Source organism: [Mycobacterium] fortunisiensis (genome assembly GCF_019050325.1).
GTDB classification, from domain to species: domain Bacteria; phylum Actinomycetota; class Actinomycetes; order Mycobacteriales; family Mycobacteriaceae; genus Mycobacterium; species Mycobacterium fortunisiensis.
Map to the genome: position 1 here is coordinate 75892 of NZ_VOMB01000017.1, position 21196 is coordinate 97087.

Sequence of the window (21196 nt, forward strand, 5' to 3'; positions counted from 1 at the left end):
TCAGCAACTCATATCTGAGCCCAAAGTTACCCCGGTCTGAACCGGGCTGGGGTGTGATGCGGTCCCGGTAATTGACCACCGCTCCATTAGCTGGCCGGCAAAGTCAAGTAGCTGGTCAAGGGTGGAGTACACCGCGAAGGCGTCCACGATCGCCTCGTCAGCACCGGACCCGGCGAGGCGCTCGAGTGTGCCGGCAACCGCGTCGACGGGCGTGCCCGGTTCGAGGTTGATCCGCATGGCCGTCTTCAGCGCGTCAGGATCGCGACCGGCGTCCTGCGCCGCACGACGCGCGATCGACCACAGGTGGTCGGTGACCTCGGCCTGTAGCCCCTCGACCCCGAGCCAGCCGGTGCCACTGCGGCCGACCCGGCGCATCGCGGCCTCGCTGGCGCCGCCGATCCAGATGGGCGGACCGCCGGTCTGGACCGGACGAAGGTCGGCGTGGACGGGTGGTAGGGAGAAGAACTCGCTATCCCAGGACACCGGGGTGGTCGTCCACCACTCGTGCAGGAACGCCAGCACATCATCGAGCATCTGCCCGCGCCGGTGCCAGTCCGCGCCACGCGCGATGTCATGTTCGTCCTTCATCCACCCGATTCCCACGCCAACGTCGAGGCGGCCATCGCTGAGCACGTCGAGCGTCGTCAACAGCCGGGCCAGGTGGACCGGCTCGTAGTAGAACGTGCTGAGAGTGCTGGCGTTCAGCCGCACCCTACTGGTCGCCGCTGCGGCGACCGTCCACAGCAGGACCGGATCGAGGTATCGGGTCATCTGCGGTGGGTATGGCTGCTCTTTGCCGGGGTAGGTGCTGTGCATGTCGACCGGCGTGACCAGGCGATCGCCGACCCAGAGCGTGTCGTAGCCAAGGTCCTCGATTCCTCGGCAGAACGCACTCAAACCAGCGGCGCTGCTAATGGCGGGCCCGACTATGGGTAGTGCGAAACCGAGCTTCATCGTGAGAGTCCTCTCCGGGCGGAGCATGGTCCGCCGGCATTCGAATGGAATTATTATTGATACATCAACCACTATCGTGGCGCGACGGGTCCCGGCCATCGGCCGCCTGGATCGGCGGCGGTCAGGCAGCGCCGAGGGCAAAGTCGAAGTGCCCCAGCCCGTTCCGAGCCAGGCCCATCACGACCAGGCCCGTCGCCTCCAGCCAGTGCGCCATGTGCACGCCGCCGACGTCCAGTGGGCGCAGCCCGAGGCTCTCGATGAACTCCGCCACGCTCGCCTTGGCCCGCGCGTCGTCGCCGGCGATGAAGACGTCGAGCGGCCGGCCCTGGGCAAGGACCGCACCGAAGATCGTGTTGAATGCCTTCACCACGTCGGCGCTGGCCGGGGCCGCCTTGGCGACCTCCTGTGCGATCGACGTGTCATCGGGGATGGCCAGTCCGTCGGCCGCGGCATTGAAAGGGTTGCTGATGTCGACTATGACCTTGCCCGCGAGGGCGTCTCCGTATTGGGAGACAACCGGAATGACACTGGCGTACAACAGCGCCACGATGACGATATCCCCGGCCGGGACGGCACCGAACTCTCCTGTCGTAGCGCTGCCGCCGAGAGCCTTGGCCAGGTCGGCGGCCTTGGCCCGATCGCGGCCGATCACCTCGACGGTGTTGCCGCCCGCTACCGCCAGTGCGCCGATGGCGCGGGCCATGTTCCCGGTGCCAATGATGCTGATATTGCTCATGATGCGTCCCCTCTGGACTGAGGATCGAAAGGTTGACGACTCAACCTTATGCCCAGTCTGTTGATGCGTCAACCAATTGGGTAACATGGGTCCAATGGAGCCGAACTGGTTGAGTCCTCGCGAAGACCGCGCCTGGCGAGCCTTCATGCACGCACATCATCAGCTCGTCGTGCACCTGAATCGGGGGTTGCAAGAGTCGGGCCTCTCCGGGGCCGACTACGAGATCCTCGCAGTGCTCTCGGGCCACGACGGGGATCGCATGACCGCCCACGATCTGTGCAACACACTGGGCTGGGAGAAGAGCCGCGTCTCCCACCAGGTGCGGCGCATGCAGAAGGACGGGATGATCAGCCGCGAGCCCAATCCCGATGACGCCCGCAGCACCATGGTCTGCCTGCTGCCGGCCGGCCGCACCGCGATCGAGAAGGCGGCGCCCGAGCACGTCGCGGACGTTCGCCGGAAGTTCATCGACGTGCTCACCCCGGCCGAGCTCGACATGTTCGCCGCCCTCAACGAACGGATCCTGCAGCACTTGGCCGAAAACGATGACTCCGCCGTCGAAGGTGGGCCCACATAGCCTTGGTGGATGCGCCGATGGCGGCACAGCCCAAGTACGCCCGCGGTGAGGCTAGCGGTGTCCGTTCTCATTGAATCTGGGGCAACTCTGCTTCGTGGCGGCAGTACGAGAATCGTCTGAATTTCGGATCGTGCCCGGTTCGGCACCACTGAGCACGTGTCCCGCATGGCTAAACGCCGCGGCCCGGGAAGCGTTCGGGCGCAGTGGCTTCGAAGGGGTCAGTCTGCGAGCCATTGCCACCACGGCCGGGGGCTAGGTGCGGCCCGGTCGGGTCTCAGGTAATCCTTTGCAGGATCAGGTAGCCGGTCTCTATGCTGTCGCGGGCATCGGCCGCGCAGAGCACTGCGTGGTCATCGATTTGGCGGAAGTAGTCGATAACGGGTAGGCGGTCGTAGATCATGGCCGCGGTTACGGTGCCCCGGTGGTCGATCATGCGTAGGCGTCCCATCGGTTGGTCGGTTTCGATCTCGGATCGGATCTGGCAGAGGTTGCTGGTGGCTCCAGGGGCGACCGCGGCGAGCTTGAGCACGTCGGCGGCGAACATCTCGTCCCCGTCGGGGCTGGCTATCAGCATCGTGTCGACATTCTCCGGATCGTTGAACCGCATGCCGTACCAGCCTTTTTCGATCAAAATCGGGTAGACCGTGGACACGCCGGGGATTGCGAGTGCCCGCCAGGTGCCTAGGAGGGCGTTGACCGAGACCGCGGGCAGTGTGGCGAAGAGCGTGTCAATCTGATGGTAGGTCTTGGCGCTGGTGCCGATCAGTTCGTCGAGGGTCATGCGGGCACCGGCTCGGTGGCGGCGACGAGGTCGACGTTGCGGTCCCGGATCAGCGGGACGACCCTGGCGGCGAGCCGGATCACCGGCGCCAGCCAGGGCCGGCGCAACTGCGACTGGATGAGTTTGCGCACCGTGATGGCCCGCTCGTTGGGTGGGGTGAACGCCAACGCTCCGGTGGCACCCATCTTCTGGTAGCTGTCGGTGTAGGGCCGGAGTCGACGCTCCCAATCGGTCAGCGCCGCTTCCAGGCTCACGGGATGCTCCTCAAGCACTGCACCGAGCAGGTCGGCGCCGGCCATGCCGGTCGATGAGCCCATGCCGGAATACAGGGTCGGGCACCACGCCGAGTCACCGACCAACACCACCCGGCCTTTGTGCCAGGTATCCATCTTGACCTGCTCGGCGGAATCGAAGAGGTAGCTGCCTGCCTTCTCGAAGTCGGCGACGACCTCCTCGAACAGTTGGCCGTACGGCGCCGGCCCGTAGACCTCGCGCAGCCGCTCAGCCGGGGCCTGGGTGAACTCGGCATCCACGTCGTCGGTCTTGTAGGAGAACAGCGCGGTAGGCAGGTGGTCGGCGAACGGGTAGATGATCAACGAGCGGCCCACCTCGAACTGCATGGCGCCGTCGGACGGGCCCAATCCGGTGGGCACCCTGGGCAACTGGAAGGCAGCGATCATGAAGCCCAGGTGGTGCAAGTACTTCTCGTGCGGGCCGAAGACCAGCTGCCGCACTGTGGAGCGCAGCCCGTCGGCTCCCACCACCAGGTCGAACCGTTCGGTGGTTTCAGTTTCGGTGCCGAGCTCGCGCAGGGTCACCTCGACGCCGTCGGCGTCTTGGACGATCTGTACCGGCGTGGTCCGGGTGCGCACCGTGGCGTCGGCGGGCAGGGCGTTGAACAGCGCTTCCTCCACGTCGCCTCGCAGCATCAGCATCGGCTTGGGCCTCAGCGGTATGTCGAACACCCCCACCGACTTACTCCGACCACCGTCGCGGGTCACCTGATACTGGGCGCTGCCGGGTGGCGAGGTGCGGTTGGGTAGCGCGTCCAGAATCCCCAGCCGGCGGGCCGCGGCCTGCCCGGTGCCCATCGTGGCGATGAAATAGCCCTCGGTGCGCCGCCCCGGGGCCCGCTCCACAATGGTCGGCTCCCAGCCCAAGCCGTGCAGCCGGATTGCGGTGGACATGCCGCTGATACCGAGGCCCACGACCAAGACCCGGCCCGGCTGAACGCCCGTCGTACCCATTGCCTCTTCCTTTCGCTCCGACACCATTAAGAAACGCTTGCACTTCTTATACGCCGGACTGTACGTTGGAGCAATAAGATATGCAACCGCTTCTTAGGGGGTGTCAGATGGCGGCAGAGCGGCGCCGGGGCGCAGCGCTGGAACAGGCCTTGCTCGACGCGGCGTGTGCGGAACTGTCCGAAAAGAGCTACGCCGGGTTCACCATCGAGTCGGTGGCCACCCGCGCCGGTACCAGCACGCCGGTGCTGTACCGGCGCTGGGCCGACAAGCAGGAGTTGGTGCGTGCCGCGGTCGTCCACGCGGCTCGAAGTGTCCAGGTCGAACCACCCGACACCGGGCGCCTGCGCGATGACGTGCTGGAATTGATGCGTCAGGGTAACGCGCCGGGTGCTGGGCTCATCAACATGGTCAGCGTGCACCTCAGCGGCTACTTCCAGGAGACGGGCACCAGCCCAGCTCAGTTGCTCACCCTGCTGGCCCCAGAGCTTCCCCTGCTCGGCGCGGTCAACACCATCTATCGCCGGGCCGCCGATCGCGGTGAGATCGACCCCGACCGGCTCACCGACAGGATGAAGACACTGCCCTTCGACCTTCAACGAGCCCAGGTGATGATGACCCTGCAGCCGGTGCCCGAGGCGGCCCTCGACGAGATTGTCGACACCATCTTCCTGCCCCTTGTCCGGACAGCCGCAGGCGGTTCAACGATCGACGGACGAAAGAACATCTAGCCGAAAAAGCAACTAACAGAAAGGATGTCATGACCATGGCAAGCAAAGGACTGGAAGCGATCACCACAGGCGGGCCCGTCCGGGTGGGCGCGCAGACCGACGACGTCAACGTCGACGACGCCGGAATCGACCAATGGGAGCTCAAGGCGTCCCGGCGCGCTCTGGCGAACCTGCGAACGCTGCTGTACGGACAGCCGATGATCGACCTGCTTCAGGCTCAAATCGACGAAGCAGACAGCAAACTTACGCAGTACCTGGCTGAATCCGACGGGAAGTACACCGGAACCCGGGTGGTGCTGACCGTCGAGGGACTCAAGATCGAGCAGTTCATCCCGGTACTGCGCTCCATCCTCGGCGCCGCCGCCGCCGACGACGACGAGGGTCGCAGGAAGGCCTCGATCGACTTCCTGTTCCCGACACACCCTGAGCACTATTCATTGCCGATCAAGGGCGTGGGCGTCATCGAGACCATGGGCGGCATCCCCACCCGGTCCTTTCCCGCGTTCGCTCCGCCGGAGGAGGTGCCGGACTTCGTGTCCGCGCTGATCGACAAGAGCTATGACATCTCGATGACCGGCAAGGCCGGCCTGGAGGACGGCACCATCTTCACCTATGTGCTGCAGGAATATAAGGACACTCTCGCCGGCATGGAGGTAAGCCTGCGCATCTGGTACCCGGCGGCCTGTCCACCCGAGTACGTCAAAGAGCATTCCGAGCATTACGCTGTCGAGTTCCGCAACGGTTGCCGCATGGCCGCCGCGGCGCTGCCGCCAGCACCAGTGCCCCAGATTCGATGAGAATGCCCCAACTGCGGTGAGAACGGACAGTGAGGCTGGAGGGTGTGTTCATCAATTCTGTTGCGATTCAACCGTTTCGGAGGGTTGTGGCGTGACGCAATTCGTCACAGTGACGGATATTGGCGACATCACCCCCGGGGGACTCGCAGGGAGGGGATAGTGGGGTGCCACAGATGGCCATTGGACCTGCGATCGGCCATGATGACCGTGCTGGCCTCGACCAAGAGTTGCATGCGCGCCACGATCGCAGGCACGCCCACATGCAAGAACAGTACGGCCGAGATGTCGAATCCAAATGCGGAACAGCGGTTTTGGGCCGTCGGGATATACGCGCAACCAAACCGTCACAGTGACGAATTGCGCGAGAAAGCCCTTAGGGCGGACTTGACTCAATAACCGTCGTGGCGGTAGTCCACGGAGCGGCGGGAATACCGGCGTACGCAGCCGAGGCGCCGGCGGACGGCGACGGGATCCTTGGCAGCCCGTCCAGCGCCACGCCGTTTGTGTGGCTTGCACATAGCGCAGCCACGCCAAGACCGAGAAGGATGATGGTTGGGCACGAGAGACTCCCAGGAGTGACTCCGCCACGAGGCGAAGAAACAGACTCTACGCCCAACATCCGCCGCGGCAACAGCCCGCATACCGCAGTGCCGATAAGCGACATTATGTCAAGTAAACTACGCTAGATTATGCTGCGCCCCAATAGTTTTCGCGTAGGCTGTCCGGCCTCAGTCGAACTGGCGGAGTTTTCAATAGTTCTGGCGGACTGTGGATCCCGACCCGAAGTTGCAGTCAACTTGGCGGACGCCTCGGTCGGACGGCATCGTGCGGCAGTCTGAGCACCTGGAGGAAGCTGATTTCCAGGGCGATAGGCCGCGTCAGTCGTCACCCTCTTCGCCGTCCTCGTCGTCGGAGCTGAAGAGGAAACTGCGCATGGTTTCCGTCAGGTCGAGTGGGTCATCGAGTTCGAGCTGCAACTCACCTGACAGCATCTCGTGGTAATCCTTGGCTGTTGCGCTCCATTTCCCTGTGACCGGATCGCCGTGTTCGGAAGGCACACTGAGGAATAACCCATCACTGCTGATGTATGGGTCGTTTGGTCGCGTCTCACCCACGAGCACTTCCAGGTCGACCGATCCCGAGTTGTCGATGCCGACGTTGTCGTACCGCCTATAGACCGCGGGCGGTACATCGATACCCATCATGTTGGGTAGGCGCAGAACGTCCGGTGTGAACGGAGAGACGGATCGCGGGCCCCACGGTCGCGGTGGGCGCGGCAATGGCACGTAATCCTTGTCGTCCGCGGGATTTTCGTCAGCTCGAACGGGCCCGTCGAGATGAATCTTGATCTTCACGTCCTCCAGCCAGCGGCGGCTGCGCGCCACGATATGCGCAGGGTCTTCGCGACAGATGATGGCAGCGGCGTGCCCAAGGAACCTCGGCCAGTCGGCGCGGAGTTCTTGCTCCCACTCGTCGATTTCCGCGATGTATTCTTCGCGGCTTCGTGGGTCAGGCTCCGTTGTAGCGAAAATGCTGCTTCCTACACTGGAGGCGACGCCGGACGACAGGAACCCGGCGGCGCCCGCAGAAACTCGCCGTCCGACTTCTTCGGCCTTCACAGCGGGCGGCTCGGGTGCCGCCGCTTCGAGGCGCTGGCGCTCGAAGCCGACATACTCGTCGACCAGGGACGGGTCGCAGGTGTACCGGCGGACTACGCCATCGAGGGCGACGTCGAGGTCGAGCGGAGTACTCGCCGGCGTCCCGCGCACGCGCTCAACGAGCGCCCGGATCTCGTCGTGGTTCGCTTCGCGCGTTTCTCCGTCGCCGCGTATGTAGATCCGCCCGTCGGCGAGGCCGACGCCCTCGCGGCAGCACGGCCATACCCTCCCGACGACCGGCGGCTCGGCGATTATCACGATGACGTCGTGGTCGTCGTCGACACGAACGCGCACGAAGTCCCACCGCGGGCCGGGCTCGCCGAGGTACTGCTGAACCGCGCCCCCGAGATCCTTCGCTTCGAACCGTGCAAGGCCGTGAACGTCGTTGGCGCCGACGCCGAGAAGCATCACGGCGTATCCGCCGAGGTATTTCGCAGCGCGCTCGGGGTCGCGGTGCGCCGCGCCCAGGATGAACTTCGCAACCTTGGCTGCGCCGCCCTTACCGGTTGGGTCGATCTCCGACTTCAACTCGATGAAGTGACGTTCGATGAGATCGCCAGCCCCGGCGGCCTTTTGGATGAACTCGGGGCCATTCGAGCTCGCCGGACGGCAGCCTCGTGAGATCCGGTTGTGTCTGGTCGGTCAACTTTCCCGCCCCGCCCTTTCATCGAGCAGCTCGTCGACCTGACGGCTCGACGGTTCGCCACCCTGTTCGCGTATCGACCGCCGTACCGGGGCCCGCAGGCGCTTGCTCGGCGTCGATCTCATCGCGGGTGCGCACTGGGTCCAGTTTAGATCCGTCTCCGACAACCTTCGAACATTTATTCGCCCAGTGATCGCGTGTCTTCGGAGCGCGCCGGCGACCCGGTGGAGATGCGCACCGTCGCGGGTCGCCGGGAGCGTTGCCAGGCGCCGCTAACTACCGGTAGTATAACCGGTAGTTAAACCGGAAGTTGAAGGGTTTCTCGTTATGACGGACACGTTGGACCGGGCAGTCGAAGCCACTGAGATTGTCGATGCCTTGAAACCGTTCGGCGTCACGCAGGTCGACGTCGCTACAGTAACGCAGGTCTCTGACCGGGCCGTGCGGGGCTGGCGAACCGGCGACATCCGCCCTGACCGGTACGATCGGCTCGCGCAGCTCCGTGACCTCGTCCTCCTGCTCTCAGACTCATTGACTGCCCGAGGCGTCGGCCAGTGGCTGCATGCCAAGAATCGCCTCCTGGACGGCGAACGCCCTATTGACCTGCTTGCTGAGGAGCGCTACGAGGAGGTACGCGGCGCGGCCGAATCCTTCATCGACGGCTCCTACGTGTGACGCTCGCCGACGCGGTCGCGACCGCACCACGCCGCAAGCTGACCGGGAAATACTGGCACCAGGGCTCAACGCGACACCCCCTCGTATCCTGCACCGACCCCGCCGGAGGGCCTGGCCGTTACCATCGAACCGGCGACCCAGGTGTCTGGTACGCCTCAAGCCGGGAGCAAGGTGCGTGGGCTGAGCTCTTCCGTCACTTCATCGACGAAGGTATCGATCCGTTCGAGATTCGACGCCGCGTCGGCCGCGTGTCGGTCGACCTCCAGGTACTTGACCTCACCGACGAGGAGACCCGCTCGCATCTAAATGTGAACGAGGCAGACCTCGTCTCAGACGACTATGCCACCACCCAAGCGATCGCAGCGGTCGCCCGCGACGCCGGCTTTGACGCCGTACTGGCCCCAGCAGCCGCACTACCCGGTTGTGAGACACTCGCCGTGTTCGTTCACGCTTTGCCCCGCGTCGATGCCGCACGATCAGAGGTCCGTCAACCTCCTCCACGGCTCGTCGACCTTCTTGCGGTAATCCGACCTCACGCGAACGTGCCCGACACGGTGCGTCGACTACTCAAGACGCTGGAACGAGTTGGAGCTGAAGAGATTCGGCGCCGACGCCGCTAACTGGCCGATGCTTCCCGCCGACCGCGAGCTCCAGCAAACCAACATGTCTCGAAACCTTGCAGGGGCGCGCGGGGGGATCGGGCCACATCCAGGGAATCAGCGCCTCTCCCCTGCCCCATCTCGGCCGATGCGCCGCTGAGTAGTGGAGGAATACGGCGGAATCGAATATGGCCGGTTACCAGTACAATACACCGTATTGCACTGCCACCCAAAGGGTTCTCGCCTACCGCAGGCAAAACACAGAGCTGCCACTGCTAACCGCTGCGCTGCAGCGTGTTTCACTGACGTCGTTTCGCAACCGGCGTGTTTCGCTTGCCTCCAAGCGGTTACGGCGTTGCCAAATCCCACGGATTGATGAGTTCGACGCCGGTGTCCACGAAGTCACTGACGTTGCGCGTCGCAAGCCCGGCGTTCCAGTTGCGGCAAATTGCGGCAATCTGGCCGTCGGCCATACTGATCTGGAGCCCGCTACGCTCCCGGTCAGCAACGATATCTGCATAGTGGGTTGCAGCCGGCGCATCGAACGGCAAAATCCTGTCCCGGAAATCCTCCGCCAGCAGTCCGTCAACCTTTGCGCGAAGCTCACGTCTACGACGCCCATTCGGCAATCGGGCGACGCCGTATAGCAGTTCAGCCGCGGTCACAGCAGTCAGCAATACGTCGGACACATCCAAACTGTCGACCCAACTAGTGACGCCAGGTTCCGGTGCTGGGCGCATCAGCTCCGAAATGACGTTGGTATCCAAGACGATCATTCGTCAAGGACCGCAGCACGTGGACGCTCGGTTCGGCTGGGCAGGTCAAGCTCCACCCCCCCGGTTCCGGAGAAGCGCTGCCGAATCCGCGTCGCCATCCCTGGACCGCCCACAGGGCGTTCCAATGCCATGCGCAAGATCTCACGCACCTCGGATTCCATCGACCGGCCGTGCTCTGCTGCACGAACGCGTAGTGCGGCTTTGAGTTCGTCATCGAGACCACGAATTGTCAAGGTCGCCATCAGTCACCCCTTCACCCACCGCTTGCATTGCAATCAATGCTAGCAGCCTGCCGGCAATTGGCGCGATCTTCCATGCAGCAAACTCCACGCACAGCCACTCGTATAGGACCGATGATTGAATCGACCACCAGTAAAGCACTGCATATCATGTTGCCCGACAATCCTTTTCGTTGCCGAGACGGGGCCGCCGCACAGATCTGATGGGACAGCTCAGCGCTCATAGGTCGAGGACGACGCGGAGAGCTGCATCGACACGGCGCATTTCGTCGAAGCTCAGGAACCCGACGCTCTTACCCAACCTACCCGGATCGACCGCTGCAGCCTGCTCCGCAAGCACCCGGGTGTTCACGCCGCCAATTTCCACCTCAGGCCGGAAGCTGGCAGCACGAGCCGACGTGGACGTTGGCGCCATCAGCCAGGTCGACAGCGGCAATTGATCTGACTGGACGACTACGGCGTATCGGGATCCGGACTGCTCGTGGCCGCGATTCCCCCGCGGGGCATTCAGCCGAAAAATCTCACCACGCACGCAGCGTCTCCATATCGCGCAACACCTGCATGGCCTCAGCACGGTCTGACTCGTCTTCGGCAAGCCTTTCCGCCTCGGCGCGAATCGCCGCACCAGCCTTCCGTCGTGCGGCGTCGATAAGTGCAGACCGTACGGCCGCAGACACCGCCGTACCATCTTTAGTCAACACCTCCAGCGCCTTTGAGGTGTCCTCGTCCGGACGGAAGGTAATCGTGTCAGCCATGCCAACAGTGTACGACGTTTTGTAAGACAGTGGCCCGCAACTAGGTGAACGGCGTTATCGCGCGACAGCGACACTAGCGCCTACCCGTCGACAGGCCTCACGGTTCTGCAGCAAACAGATCGAACCGCATCCGACCCTTGTCCGACATCGCGCGCAACAGCCCCACGTCACTACGGCGATTCCGGGGTTCCGCTCGGCCCAGTGGACTTGCGGCGCCAGTCCGTCGGCGAGGAATACGGCGGACTCGAATATGGCGGGATACCAGTAACGTACGCGCTATTGCGCTGTTGCCCAACGCCTTTCAACTGCGGCGGTCGGCGGCATCCAGTCTTTAGTGGTCCGGGTGAGTAACCACACGAAGGTCCAGCTGAGGTATCCCGGAGAAATCATCCGGGTTGCACGTGTACAACGGCACACCGTGTGCGACGGCGCTGGCCGCAATGAGCGCGTCATAGGCCCGCGCGGCCGGTTTGCGGCCCGAAGTGCGCAACGCGGCAGCGACACCCCCAAATGCCCGAGCACTCTCTGCGCCGAACGGAAGGACCTCGAAATCTGCCTCTGCCTGCTGCAGGTGTTGCTGACGCGCGCTACGTTCCGCATCCGTCCGCGCGACATGCGGTCCCACAGACAGCTCAGCGAGGGTGATCGCACTGATCACGGACTCGTTTGGCAGCTCGTCCGGATCCGCCAGGCGCCCCAGCAGAATCACAGTGGACGTGTCGAGCATGCCTCTTGACTGGTCGACTGATCCTGTCACAGGGCTGGATCCATCACACTGTCCACATCCGAACGCAATGTTTCCACGTCCACGCGCGGCAGGTTTCGGCGACGACGAATCAGTTCAGTTGGACTGACACTACGACGCGGCAGCGGGCTCAGCTCAGCGACCGCCTCACCATCACGCGTCACCACGATCCGTTCACCGCGCTCCACTCTGCGCAGTACTTCGCCACCGTGGTTGCGCAGGTCGCGGACGGTCACTACCTCGGTCATGCAGCGATCGTATCACCGGTGAGACATGTCTGCGTTGGCCAACAGCTAAACACGTTCGATGGGTTGTCGTCCATTCCGCAACGACCGACCGCGTCGAAGGAACTCGTTGCTCACGTTCCCGCTCCCCTGTGTCGATTACGCTGAGGCAAGCTCACGATCGGTTCACCTGAACGAGTCGAAGTGCAAACGCGCATAGAGAACGCGATCGGTGCGCCGGCCGGCCCGTACGGTCGTGCCACCGATGAATCCTTTGGCTTACTGCATCCGGGGCACGGCAATGATTGCCTGATCGCCCCCTCTGATGGATAAAACACAACACTTGAGACCGCTCACGCGCCTGCCGTCTCAAACGTCCTGGCGTCCCCAAAAGTATTCCTTGCCAGATCAATTGAGGCTGGACAGTTCTGAGTGACCGTCCGTCGCCCGGCGCTCCCGGTATAAAGCGACGTTCCACGCAACTGCGGCCTGATGCGGCGCCTTCGGCGTTTGGAAACGCGCAGAGTGTGCATGTGGTACTACGCTGTGGCACATGGTGGCGCAACGCGAAGTAAGCCAACGCGATCTACGCATGCGCTCCAAGGAGATCATGGACGCCGTCGAGCGCGGCGACTCCTTTACGGTTACCCGTGATGGACATCAGATCGGCGAGCTGGTCCCCTTGCCCCGACGGCGTCGATTCGTCTCGCGCGCCGAATTTGCCCGAGGGTCGCAACTGGCACCGCCGATCGACGTCGCCGCCTTCCGGGCCGACCAAGACGCCGCCTACGAGCATGCCTTGAGTGACCCCTATGCCCGCTGATCCACAACGCGGCCTACTCGACACGAATATCTTGATCCTGCGCCACGCGATCGACCCTGACCAACTTCCTGATGAAATGGCTATCAGTGTCATCACGTTGGCCGGACTCTCCGCAGACGTACACCTGGTGAGCGGCGACGACGCGCAGGCCGTCGAGGAGCGCGCTCGCCGTGCCGATGTGCTGCAGCGGACCGAGAACGAGTTCGACCCCATTCCGTTCGAGACAGAGGCCGCGCGGGCATTCGGGCGCATCAGCGCCGCAGTCAAGGCCCGGGTTGGACTCCCCGGCGGAGGGTAGCCGACCTCATGATCACGGCGATCGCGGCCGCCGGGCAGCTGCCCCTCTACACCACCAACCCCGACGATTTCGACGGATTAGACGGCATCATCAGGATCGTTCCGGTGCGGCGTCCGGCTTTGTAGCTGGAATCCCCAGCCGGCTTCATTCGAAATCGCCTACACCACCGTTAGCTAGAGATTTTCCGGGACCGTGAAGGCGCAGAGGTACGGCGGTGCATCAGTCGGCCACGCACGGTCTGACCACTCAAAGCGGCCCGACTGCTCGGGGGGCACCACCGGGGTGGACACTGTGGCATGGCCCTTTCTGCAACAGTATTCAAAGTCGAACTTGGCGTCTCCGATGTCGATCACGGCTACTACGCCGATCACACACTGACCGTAGCCCGTCATCCCAGTGAGACCGACGAGCGGATGGTGGTGCGGTTGTTGGCGTTTGGGCTGCGCGCACACCGACTCAGCGACGTCGACGGTGAGTTGGCATTCGGGGCGGGCCTGTCCACCCCTGGCGTACCGGACTTGCGGCTCACCGACTACACCGGCCGGGTCCTGGAGTGGATCAACGTTGGCCAGCCCGACGAACGCGTCTTGGGCAAGGCGGCCAGCCAGGCCGACCAGGTGCTGCTGTTCCCGTTCGCCGCCGGCGTGGCCACCTGGTGGCGCACCGTCGGCCCCAAAGTGGCCGGGCTGCCGAACCTGTCGGTGGTGCAGATACCGCACGCACCGGTGCAGCAACTGGCCCAGACTGTCAATCGACGGCTCTCGGCGCAGGTGATGGTGATCGAAGGTCAGGTGACGATGACCGTAGGCGGAGTCGACGTCACCTTCACGCCCGAGCCATTGCAGTGAACGTCTGAGCCCGGAGGCGAAAAGGCGAGGTTACCAGCAGCACCCGACATACGACACACTTGTTAACACGTTGTTCCCCACCATAATTCGCTGCCGTCACCGGTCGCTCGTGATTCGCCCCAGTAGGTCGTGTTCGAGGAAATCTCGGAAGATTCGCGCAAGATTCCTCGCGTTTGCGTCGGAGCAATCACCGAGTCGGTTTCCGAGTTGAAAGGCCTCGTTGATCACGGCCCGCCGGGGCAGCTCAGCACGGACCTCGTCGCCAAATTCCGCGTGTACCCGTTCCCTGATCGACTCGTCGATGCCGTTTCTACGGTCGAAACCGGACAAAACTACACCACCCCACTTGAGTGGATGTGTTCGCTGGATACGCTCAACTCTGTCACGGGCCTCGCGGGCTTTGCGTACCGCATCAAGGGTCGGTGTGATGGGCGCGTACGCAACATCACCGAGTTGCATGGCCAGGGCTTCCAGAGAGCCAGTGCGGCCGCCGGTGTCGATCAAAACAACCTCATAGCGGCCGAAGATGCCGGCAGCGTCAAAGATGGCCCGCAACAATCCGGTGTCCGGCACGCCGAAGCCCGCAACACGACCTAGGGAAGCACCCGCAGGCAGCAAATCGATACCGGGCCATCTAGTTTCAATGATCTCCTCATCGATTCGTTTCGCGCCCTTGTCCGGATTTCCCCAAAAACTGATATCGGCATCCTCGAGCACCGAACCCAAGCCGGTCGAATGCTGCGACACCCCAAAGTGATTAGACAGATTTCGCTCTGGGTCTGCGTCGACTAACAACGCGGAGATCCCCGCCCTCGAGGCCTCCCCCGCCAGCATCATCTGCCATAGCGTTTTCGCTGTTCCGCCCTTACCTGAAAGCACCAGCACCGAAACAGCTACCACTGCGAGCCTCTATGTAATGCCTGACTCACCTCGCCGTATTCCTCCATAGTGTTCGTGCTGTTGCCAGACACCGCGCGTTCTCACCTTATATGTCGAACAGCGGATATCCGTCGTCACCCGCGCTCAAACCACGGCAAGAATTGCCTCAGCTGCGGCCTCGCCGCTTTCCACCGCACCTTCCATAAAGCCGGGTCTGGTGCTTCGCTCGGATCCCGCTAGGTACACGCAGCTGGTGAAATGTGGTAATGAGCAACGAAACTCGTCGAATCGCCCAGGTAGGAAATGGCCATAAGTCCCGCGCGCGAAAGGGTCTTGCGCCCAAGTCACCAGTTCCGCATGCGCGACATCGTACGGTTTCACGCCGAATCCGTCGCAGAGATCGTCGATCACCGAGGGCAGGTCCGACGCGGTGATGTCAGGGGCGGCCAATCCGTACAACACGCTTCCCGCCGACCAACCCTGACGAACCACCGAACCACCGAACCACCGAACCACCGACAAAGCCTGTGGACCTGAGCATTCCGCGGCGATGTACAACGGCGGCAACCTTGGTCGCTTGTCCAAAGCGGAGAGCACTGTTGACATTGCCAATCCACGCCGGCAGTTGCGGCGCGAACTCGATCACATCGAGGATCGGCGCCGGGACTGCCAGCACCACCTGGTCGCCCTCGAAAACCTCATTGCGGACCGTCCGAACTGCGACGCCGTCGGCGTCGTGTTCCACGCACACCACCGCGCTGTCCACCAGCACTGGTGGGAGCCGATCCGCGAGGTGAGCACACAACGCTCCCGCTCCTTCGACGATGAAGTCGGTGAGGCCGAATCCATCGAGAAGGAACAGAAACCCATTCCCTTCACCACCGATGAGTTCCGCAAACGCCAACAGAGACACCTCACCAGGATCGGCTCCCCCGAATATCTCCCCGATCAAAGTGTCCGTTGTCGGGCGCAGTGGCCCATTTAGGCCGATACCGTCCAGCCACTCACGCACAGACCGCGCATCCTGGTCCCCAGCTCCGTGATCTTCTCCAGCTGCGGCACGAACTGCTGCAAGACTGTTGGAACCCAACGTCATCCGGACAAATGCGCGAAGGTCACGAAAAGCACCAACCGACGCCAAACGCCCATCGACGGCATTTTCACGTCTCAGCCGCGCGGTGCCAGACCAAAGACGTGTTCGCGCAAGGTGCAACCCGGCGTTGGCAACCAACTTTCGCATCCGTCTGTGCGGGCGGGACAGAAACTGGCCGCCCAGCTCGATGACGGTGCCGTCAACCAGACGCGAACGCGACCGTCCACCGATCTCGTCACGGGCTTCCAGCAGCTCCACCTCGCAGCCGGCATCGGCCAGACGAACAGCGGCGCACAATCCCGCCAGGCCAGCACCCACCACGATGACCTTCGTCATCAACCCATTACATACCACGGTGACAACAAGGTGGGGCTGCTTGGGAGCTACCGAGTAGCCGGCGTCATGACGTTTCCCACGCCATGTCCCAGAAGTGCACTTCGAGGCGGAGCACCTCGGCCACCAACGTGTCGTGACCGTCCACCGCGAGCGCACCGAGATCCTGGACGTAGCCGGCGAATTCCGGCACCGTCCAATGCTCCACGAACTCCCCGAACCGCGAGGTTGGCGACGCCGCGTACCTCCACGCCAGTAAGTAGACCCGCTCGATGACCCACAGCGCGGTGACGGCCGCGTCGTAGGGCTGGTTATCGAGCCGTTGCAGCAGTTCCCGGTAAGCCAGCGTCGCCGGCAGCGGTGCGGCCGGCATTTCGATGTGGCGCCGCGCGGCCTGCTCGTCGAACCAGTTCAGTTCGGCCACCAGTGCCGCGCACCCGCCCGCCAGAACCGTTTGCGCCGGCCGGGGCGCCCGCGCCAACAGTCGAGCCTGAAAAGTCAGCAGATCGGCGACGAACAATGCGTCCTGTGCGAGCCATCGGTCGAACGCCGCGTCGGAAACAGTGCCGTCGCGTACAGCGTCCAGAAAGGTATGTCGGGTAGCGGCAGTCCAGAGGTCATCGAGCACGTCACGAACTCTAGTCATGGAATACTCGGCCTGGTGAGTTACCGGCAAAGGGCACTATATCGCATTGTCGCCCAACCATTCTCGCCTGATGGGCAAGGCGCACCCAGTCGTCTTTGACCGGGTGCCGCCAACGATCTGATCGGCGCCTTGCACACGGCGACGTGTGCGGATCCGGAATAATCTCGCACCCAGCGAACTTGACTCAAGGGTCGCCCTTCCCCGACTCAGGAGCACCCATGACCCGTCCCGTTCGCGTCGCCGTGCAGATTCAGCCCGGCGGTGCGCCCGACTACCGCACGTGGCGCGACGCCGTGCTGGCGGCCGACGACCTCGGCACTGACGTGATCTTCGGTTACGACCACTTCCACCGCCCGGCGCTGGAGGCCATCGTCGACGGCAAACCCATCCTGCTCGACGAGCAACCTGACGTGGCCAACTTCGAGGGCTGGACCGCGCTCGCGTCGTGGGGTGAGATCACCTCGCATGCCGAGATCGGGCTCCTCGTCACCGGCGTCGGTTACCGCAACCCGGACCTGCTCGCCGACATGGCACGCACCGTCGACCACATCAGCGGCGGCCGGCTCATCCTCGGCCTCGGCACCGGGTGGTACGAAAAGGATTACACCGCCTACGGTTACGACTTCGGCACCTTCAGCTCCCGCTTCGATCTGTTCGATGAGAGCCTGATCCGCATCGAGAAGCGGCTGGCTGCCCTGATCCCGCCGCCCGTGCGTAAGTTGCCGATCCTCATCGGCGGCACGGGGCCCAAACGCTCGCTGCCCGCCGTTGCCCGGCACGCCGACATTTGGCACGCGTTCCAAGAGCTCGATGCGTTCCGCAAGTCCAGCGACCGCGTCGACGAACTGGCGGCGGCGTTCGGCCGCAGCGGTGCCGACATCGAACGCTCGACCCTGTGGCAGGAGGCCAACAGTGCCGATGCCTTCCGCGAAGCCGGCGTGACGTTGTTCCAGACCGAACTCACCGCCGACAACGGATACGACCTCACGTCTCTCAAGCAGGTGCTCACCTGGCGGGACAACGGGTGACCACGTTCTGCCAGCTCAGTGGTCATGCGGCCGCTGCTGGTCAATAGCTCATCCGTCGACGTCGTGAACACCTGCGGATATGTGTGCCCCAACGATTTTCACGACGCACTACGGGGCATCTCGCGTCCAATTGGCGGCAACGCCGAGCCGGTTCAGTCTTCGGCGACGCCGTCGTCACGCATGGTAATTGCGCACTTACCGGATGGGTATCGCGCACACTAGGACACGCATCCGACGCCATGGAGGAACGATGCCGGAATGAGCCACGTCGCCGAATTCGACTACGTCATCGTGGGAGCGGGTAGTGCGGGCTGCCTGCTCGCCAATCGGCTCAGCGCCAACCCTGATCACCGCGTGCTCTTGATCGAAGCCGGCGGCAAAGACGACTGGTTCTGGATCAAGGTGCCGGTGGGCTACCTGTACACGATCGCCAACCCCCGCACCGACTGGTGCTTCACCACGGAGGCCGACCCCGGTCTGGCCGGCCGCAGCATTCATTACGCGCGGGGCCGCGTGATCGGCGGCTGCTCGTCGATCAACGCCATGATCCACATGCGTGGACAGTCTTCCGATTACGACCTGTGGGCGCAGGCCACCGGCGACGAGCGCTGGCTGTGGGGTGGCCGAGACGGTCCCGGCGAGACACTGGCGATCTACAAGCGCTTGGAGGACTACTTCGGCGGAGGCGACGACTGGCACGGCGCCGGTGGTGAGATCCGCGTCGAGCGGCCGCGGGTGCGCTGGAAGATCCTGGACGCCTGGCAGGCCGCCGCTGCCGAGGTGGGCATCGCCCCGATCGACGAGTTCAACCGGGGCGACAACGCCGGCAGCGCGTACTTCCATGTCAACCAACGCCGCGGCCGTCGCTGGTCGATGGCCGATGCTTTCCTGCATCCCATCGCCCACCGATCCAATCTCACCGTGTACACCAACGCCCAGGCACTGCGGCTACTGATGGACGACCAGGTCCACGACGATCAGCGTCGCGGCGCCTGGACCACAGCTCAGCACCGCGCCACCGGTGTGCGGCTGCTCAAAGACGGCCGAATCGTCGACGTCCATGCCCGTCGGGAGGTGATCCTGAGCGCCGGAGCGATTGGCTCGCCGCATCTCATGCAGGCCTCGGGTCTGGGCCCAGCCGAACTGCTTACTCAGCACCAAGTACCGGTGGCGGTCGATCTGCCGGGAGTGGGTGAAAACCTCCAGGACCATCTGCAGCTGCGAACGATCTACCGGGTGCGGGGCGCCCGGACCGTCAACACGCTGTACCGCAATTGGATTACCCGTGGAGGCATGGGACTTCAGTACTTGACGCTGCGTTCAGGACCGCTGACCATGCCGCCCTCCACGCTGGGGGCTTTCGCCAAAAGCGACCCGGCGCTGGCCAGTCCGGATTTGGAGTGGCATGTGCAGCCCTTGTCTTTACCCAAGTTCGGCGAACCTCTGCACCCCTATGCAGCGATCACACCTTCGGTCTGCAATCTGCGCCCGAGCTCACGCGGCCAGGTGCATATCGCCGACGCGGATCCGCTGGTCAACCCGAAGATCGCCTGCAATTACCTGTCCACCGAGGCCGATCGTCAGATTGCCGTGACGGGCCTGCGGATGACCCGGCAGATCATGGCGGCGCCGGCGCTGGTCCGTTATCACCCGCAAGAGTTGCTGCCCGGCCCGCAACTGGTCAACGACGAAGACCTGCAGCAGGCGGCCGGTGAACTCGGTACGACGATCTTCCATCCGGTGGGCACGTGCGCGATGGGCGCCTTTGACGCGCGCGGTGTGCCGCGGTCGGCCGCGACGGTGCTCGACACCGACTGTCGGGTCTACGGCGTCGCCGGCCTTCGAGTGGCCGATGCGTCGGCGATGCCCGCCATCACCTCCGGCAACACCAACGCGCCGGTCATGCTCATCGCAGAGCGCGCCGCCCGGGCGATCCTGGGATGAGGCGGTCGACACCAAAAGGTCTCACTGCCGGCGAAAACACGACACAGGATGGATGACATGGGATTTGACGGTTCCGCTGGAACTCGGGGCGGGTCGCAGCCCACCGGCCTCGGCTACCGCTTGCTCAACGTGGTGATGACGCCGTTCATTCGCCGTCGCGGCTCTGTGGGTGGAATGAACGCGCTGCTGCTGACCACCGTTGGGCGCAAAACCGGGAAGGAACGCACGCTTCCGGTGAATTGGTTTCCCGGCTCGGACGGGAGCTGGTTGATCGTCGCGTCGGCAGCGGGCGCCGTGTCCAATCCCAGTTGGTACTACAACATCAAGGCCAACCCGGACAAAGTGCGGGTCGAGATAGATGGTCGATCCATACCCGTGCACCCTGAGCAACTCAGTGGCAGCGAGCGCGACGAAGCCTGGCGAATGATCAGTGTCCACAAGCGATTCAGCGAGTATCAGGAGAAGACTGACCGTCAGCTGCCGATCATCCGGCTTACCGCCCGCCGGTAGGGCCCTGGCTGGTACCGCCGCCCCAAAGCCGTCGGAGAGGTGGGCGTGGCGATGAGTTCTGCCTTTTGCGGCAGTCTGATCTGCATGGGCAAACTCATATATGGCTTCAACGTGTCGGTGGACGGGTATATCGCCGATGCGCAGGGCAGCATCGACTGGTCCACACCGACCGACGAATTGCATCAGTACTGGAACGACTTCGAGCGCGAGACCGCCCTGTCGATCTACGGGCGCCGACTCTACGATCTGATGTCCGCGTACTGGCCGACTGCCGACCAGGCCGCGGACGCCACCCCGCTGATCGTCGACTTCGCCCGCATTTGGCGCGACATGCCCAAGGTCGTGTTCTCACGCACCCTGGAGTCCGTCGCCTGGAACTCTCGCCTGGAACGCGGCGACCCGGTCGAGGTGGTGCGGAAGCTGAAAGCCGAAACCGACGGCAATCTGGAGGTGGCCGGCGCGACCCTGGCCGCACCGATCGTGCAGGCCGGACTGGTGGATGAGTACCGTATCGTGGTCGCGCCCATCGCCGTCGGCGGCGGTATCCCGTTCTTTCCGGCCCTGCCGTCGTGGATCTCGCTGCGACTGTTGGAGAACCGCACCTTTCCGGGCGGCACGGTCCTGCTTCGTTACGAGGCAAAAACATGACTGAGCGATGCG

At 63.7% G+C, this 21196-nt stretch carries 27 protein-coding genes; 12 read left to right on the plus strand and 15 right to left on the minus strand.

Features of this window, described 5'->3' with window-relative positions:
• Nucleotides 1-954, minus strand: a complete 954-nt coding sequence (locus tag FR943_RS14670; protein WP_217158483.1) for a TIGR03619 family F420-dependent LLM class oxidoreductase — start codon at nt 952-954, stop codon at nt 1-3.
• Nucleotides 955-1075: 121 nt separating this feature from the next.
• Complete coding sequence (locus tag FR943_RS14675) at nt 1076-1690, minus strand: NADPH-dependent F420 reductase (protein WP_217158404.1); 615 nt, start codon at nt 1688-1690, stop codon at nt 1076-1078.
• Nucleotides 1691-1784: 94 nt separating this feature from the next.
• On the opposite strand from FR943_RS14675, the gene FR943_RS14680 reads away from it, so the two are divergent.
• On the plus strand, nt 1785-2267 hold the full coding sequence (locus tag FR943_RS14680) for a MarR family winged helix-turn-helix transcriptional regulator (protein WP_217158406.1): 483 nt from the start codon (nt 1785-1787) through the stop codon (nt 2265-2267).
• Nucleotides 2268-2541: 274 nt separating this feature from the next.
• Here the strand turns inward: FR943_RS14680 and FR943_RS14685 are convergent, their stop codons facing one another.
• Both FR943_RS14685 and FR943_RS14690 read right to left on the minus strand, forming a co-directional pair.
• A complete protein-coding gene (locus FR943_RS14685; RefSeq protein WP_217158408.1) occupies nt 2542-3048 on the minus strand; it encodes a DUF4334 domain-containing protein in 507 nt (168 codons plus the stop codon).
• Entirely contained in the window at nt 3045-4295 is a 1251-nt protein-coding gene (locus tag FR943_RS14690) for an FAD-dependent monooxygenase (RefSeq protein WP_217158410.1), read from the minus strand. The genes FR943_RS14685 and FR943_RS14690 overlap by 4 nt, the downstream gene beginning before the upstream one ends.
• 107 nt (nt 4296-4402) lie before the next feature.
• Between FR943_RS14690 and FR943_RS14695 the strand changes: the two genes are divergently transcribed.
• Together FR943_RS14695 and FR943_RS14700 are read left to right on the plus strand one after the other, a co-directional pair.
• Nucleotides 4403-5023, plus strand: a complete 621-nt coding sequence (locus tag FR943_RS14695) for a TetR/AcrR family transcriptional regulator (protein WP_217158412.1) — start codon at nt 4403-4405, stop codon at nt 5021-5023.
• A 35-nt stretch (nt 5024-5058) separates the two neighbouring features.
• Complete coding sequence (locus FR943_RS14700) at nt 5059-5820, plus strand: hypothetical protein (RefSeq protein WP_217158415.1); 762 nt, start codon at nt 5059-5061, stop codon at nt 5818-5820.
• Nucleotides 5821-6698: 878 nt separating this feature from the next.
• Here FR943_RS14700 and FR943_RS14705 read toward each other — a convergent pair.
• Nucleotides 6699-8006, minus strand: a complete 1308-nt coding sequence (locus FR943_RS14705) for a hypothetical protein (RefSeq protein ID WP_217158417.1) — start codon at nt 8004-8006, stop codon at nt 6699-6701.
• Between the two features lie 442 nt (nt 8007-8448).
• On the opposite strand from FR943_RS14705, the gene FR943_RS14710 reads away from it, so the two are divergent.
• Nucleotides 8449-8796 carry an antitoxin Xre/MbcA/ParS toxin-binding domain-containing protein gene (locus tag FR943_RS14710; RefSeq protein WP_217158419.1) on the plus strand — a complete coding sequence of 116 codons (348 nt, stop codon included), beginning with the start codon at nt 8449-8451 and terminating at the stop codon, nt 8794-8796.
• Complete coding sequence (locus FR943_RS14715) at nt 8793-9416, plus strand: RES family NAD+ phosphorylase (protein WP_217158421.1); 624 nt, start codon at nt 8793-8795, stop codon at nt 9414-9416. The genes FR943_RS14710 and FR943_RS14715 overlap by 4 nt, the downstream gene beginning before the upstream one ends.
• Nucleotides 9417-9742: 326 nt before the next feature.
• Here FR943_RS14715 and FR943_RS14720 read toward each other — a convergent pair whose 3' ends face one another.
• The 6 genes from FR943_RS14720 to FR943_RS14745 all read right to left on the minus strand — a co-directional run bounded on the left by FR943_RS14720 (nt 9743) and on the right by FR943_RS14745 (nt 12158).
• The gene (locus FR943_RS14720) at nt 9743-10171 is read right to left on the minus strand and encodes a type II toxin-antitoxin system VapC family toxin (RefSeq protein ID WP_217158422.1); all 429 of its coding nucleotides are present in this window, start codon (nt 10169-10171) and stop codon (nt 9743-9745) included.
• Nucleotides 10168-10413, minus strand: a complete 246-nt coding sequence (locus FR943_RS14725) for a FitA-like ribbon-helix-helix domain-containing protein (RefSeq protein ID WP_217158424.1) — start codon at nt 10411-10413, stop codon at nt 10168-10170. Before FR943_RS14725 ends, FR943_RS14720 begins: the two co-directional genes overlap by 4 nt.
• A gap of 217 nt (nt 10414-10630) precedes the next feature.
• Nucleotides 10631-10942, minus strand: coding sequence for a type II toxin-antitoxin system PemK/MazF family toxin (locus FR943_RS14730; RefSeq protein WP_217158426.1), 312 nt, complete (start codon nt 10940-10942; stop codon nt 10631-10633).
• Nucleotides 10932-11165 (minus strand): hypothetical protein, encoded by a 234-nt coding sequence (locus tag FR943_RS14735; protein WP_217158428.1) that lies wholly within the window; start codon nt 11163-11165, stop codon nt 10932-10934. The genes FR943_RS14730 and FR943_RS14735 overlap by 11 nt, the downstream gene beginning before the upstream one ends.
• Before the next feature lie 331 nt (nt 11166-11496).
• On the minus strand, nt 11497-11892 hold the full coding sequence (locus tag FR943_RS14740; RefSeq protein ID WP_217158431.1) for a type II toxin-antitoxin system VapC family toxin: 396 nt from the start codon (nt 11890-11892) through the stop codon (nt 11497-11499).
• Nucleotides 11893-11918: 26 nt separating this feature from the next.
• The gene (locus FR943_RS14745) at nt 11919-12158 is read right to left on the minus strand and encodes a type II toxin-antitoxin system Phd/YefM family antitoxin (protein WP_217158433.1); all 240 of its coding nucleotides are present in this window, start codon (nt 12156-12158) and stop codon (nt 11919-11921) included.
• A 529-nt stretch (nt 12159-12687) separates the two neighbouring features.
• Here FR943_RS14745 and FR943_RS14750 point away from each other — a divergent pair.
• The 3 genes from FR943_RS14750 (at nt 12688) to FR943_RS14760 (ending at nt 14103) form a co-directional block, all read left to right on the plus strand.
• Nucleotides 12688-12957 carry a type II toxin-antitoxin system Phd/YefM family antitoxin gene (locus FR943_RS14750; RefSeq protein ID WP_217158435.1) on the plus strand — a complete coding sequence of 90 codons (270 nt, stop codon included), beginning with the start codon at nt 12688-12690 and terminating at the stop codon, nt 12955-12957.
• Nucleotides 12958-13033: 76 nt separating this feature from the next.
• On the plus strand, nt 13034-13255 hold the full coding sequence (locus tag FR943_RS26430; protein WP_246585035.1) for a PIN domain-containing protein: 222 nt from the start codon (nt 13034-13036) through the stop codon (nt 13253-13255).
• A 296-nt stretch (nt 13256-13551) separates the two neighbouring features.
• A complete protein-coding gene (locus FR943_RS14760; protein WP_217158438.1) occupies nt 13552-14103 on the plus strand; it encodes a YaeQ family protein in 552 nt (183 codons plus the stop codon).
• Nucleotides 14104-14199: 96 nt separating this feature from the next.
• Here FR943_RS14760 and FR943_RS14765 read toward each other — a convergent pair whose 3' ends face one another.
• The 4 genes from FR943_RS14765 to FR943_RS14780 all read right to left on the minus strand — a co-directional run bounded on the left by FR943_RS14765 (nt 14200) and on the right by FR943_RS14780 (nt 17036).
• On the minus strand, nt 14200-14988 hold the full coding sequence (locus FR943_RS14765) for a ParA family protein (protein WP_308170560.1): 789 nt from the start codon (nt 14986-14988) through the stop codon (nt 14200-14202).
• A gap of 138 nt (nt 14989-15126) precedes the next feature.
• Nucleotides 15127-15498, minus strand: a complete 372-nt coding sequence (locus FR943_RS26870) for an FAD-dependent oxidoreductase (RefSeq protein ID WP_372448149.1) — start codon at nt 15496-15498, stop codon at nt 15127-15129.
• The gene (locus tag FR943_RS14775; protein WP_217158444.1) at nt 15419-16411 is read right to left on the minus strand and encodes a flavin monoamine oxidase family protein; all 993 of its coding nucleotides are present in this window, start codon (nt 16409-16411) and stop codon (nt 15419-15421) included. Before FR943_RS14775 ends, FR943_RS26870 begins: the two co-directional genes overlap by 80 nt.
• A gap of 64 nt (nt 16412-16475) precedes the next feature.
• Nucleotides 16476-17036, minus strand: a complete 561-nt coding sequence (locus tag FR943_RS14780; protein ID WP_217158446.1) for a TenA family protein — start codon at nt 17034-17036, stop codon at nt 16476-16478.
• A gap of 236 nt (nt 17037-17272) precedes the next feature.
• On the opposite strand from FR943_RS14780, the gene FR943_RS14785 reads away from it, so the two are divergent.
• From FR943_RS14785 to FR943_RS14800, 4 genes are all read left to right on the plus strand, one after another.
• Nucleotides 17273-18082, plus strand: coding sequence for an LLM class F420-dependent oxidoreductase (locus FR943_RS14785; RefSeq protein WP_217158448.1), 810 nt, complete (start codon nt 17273-17275; stop codon nt 18080-18082).
• Between the two features lie 258 nt (nt 18083-18340).
• Nucleotides 18341-20026 carry a GMC family oxidoreductase gene (locus FR943_RS14790; RefSeq protein WP_217158450.1) on the plus strand — a complete coding sequence of 562 codons (1686 nt, stop codon included), beginning with the start codon at nt 18341-18343 and terminating at the stop codon, nt 20024-20026.
• A gap of 57 nt (nt 20027-20083) precedes the next feature.
• Nucleotides 20084-20536 carry a nitroreductase family deazaflavin-dependent oxidoreductase gene (locus tag FR943_RS14795; protein ID WP_217158452.1) on the plus strand — a complete coding sequence of 151 codons (453 nt, stop codon included), beginning with the start codon at nt 20084-20086 and terminating at the stop codon, nt 20534-20536.
• An 84-nt stretch (nt 20537-20620) separates the two neighbouring features.
• Nucleotides 20621-21184 (plus strand): dihydrofolate reductase family protein, encoded by a 564-nt coding sequence (locus tag FR943_RS14800; protein WP_217158486.1) that lies wholly within the window; start codon nt 20621-20623, stop codon nt 21182-21184.
• Nucleotides 21185-21196: the final 12 nt, after the last annotated feature.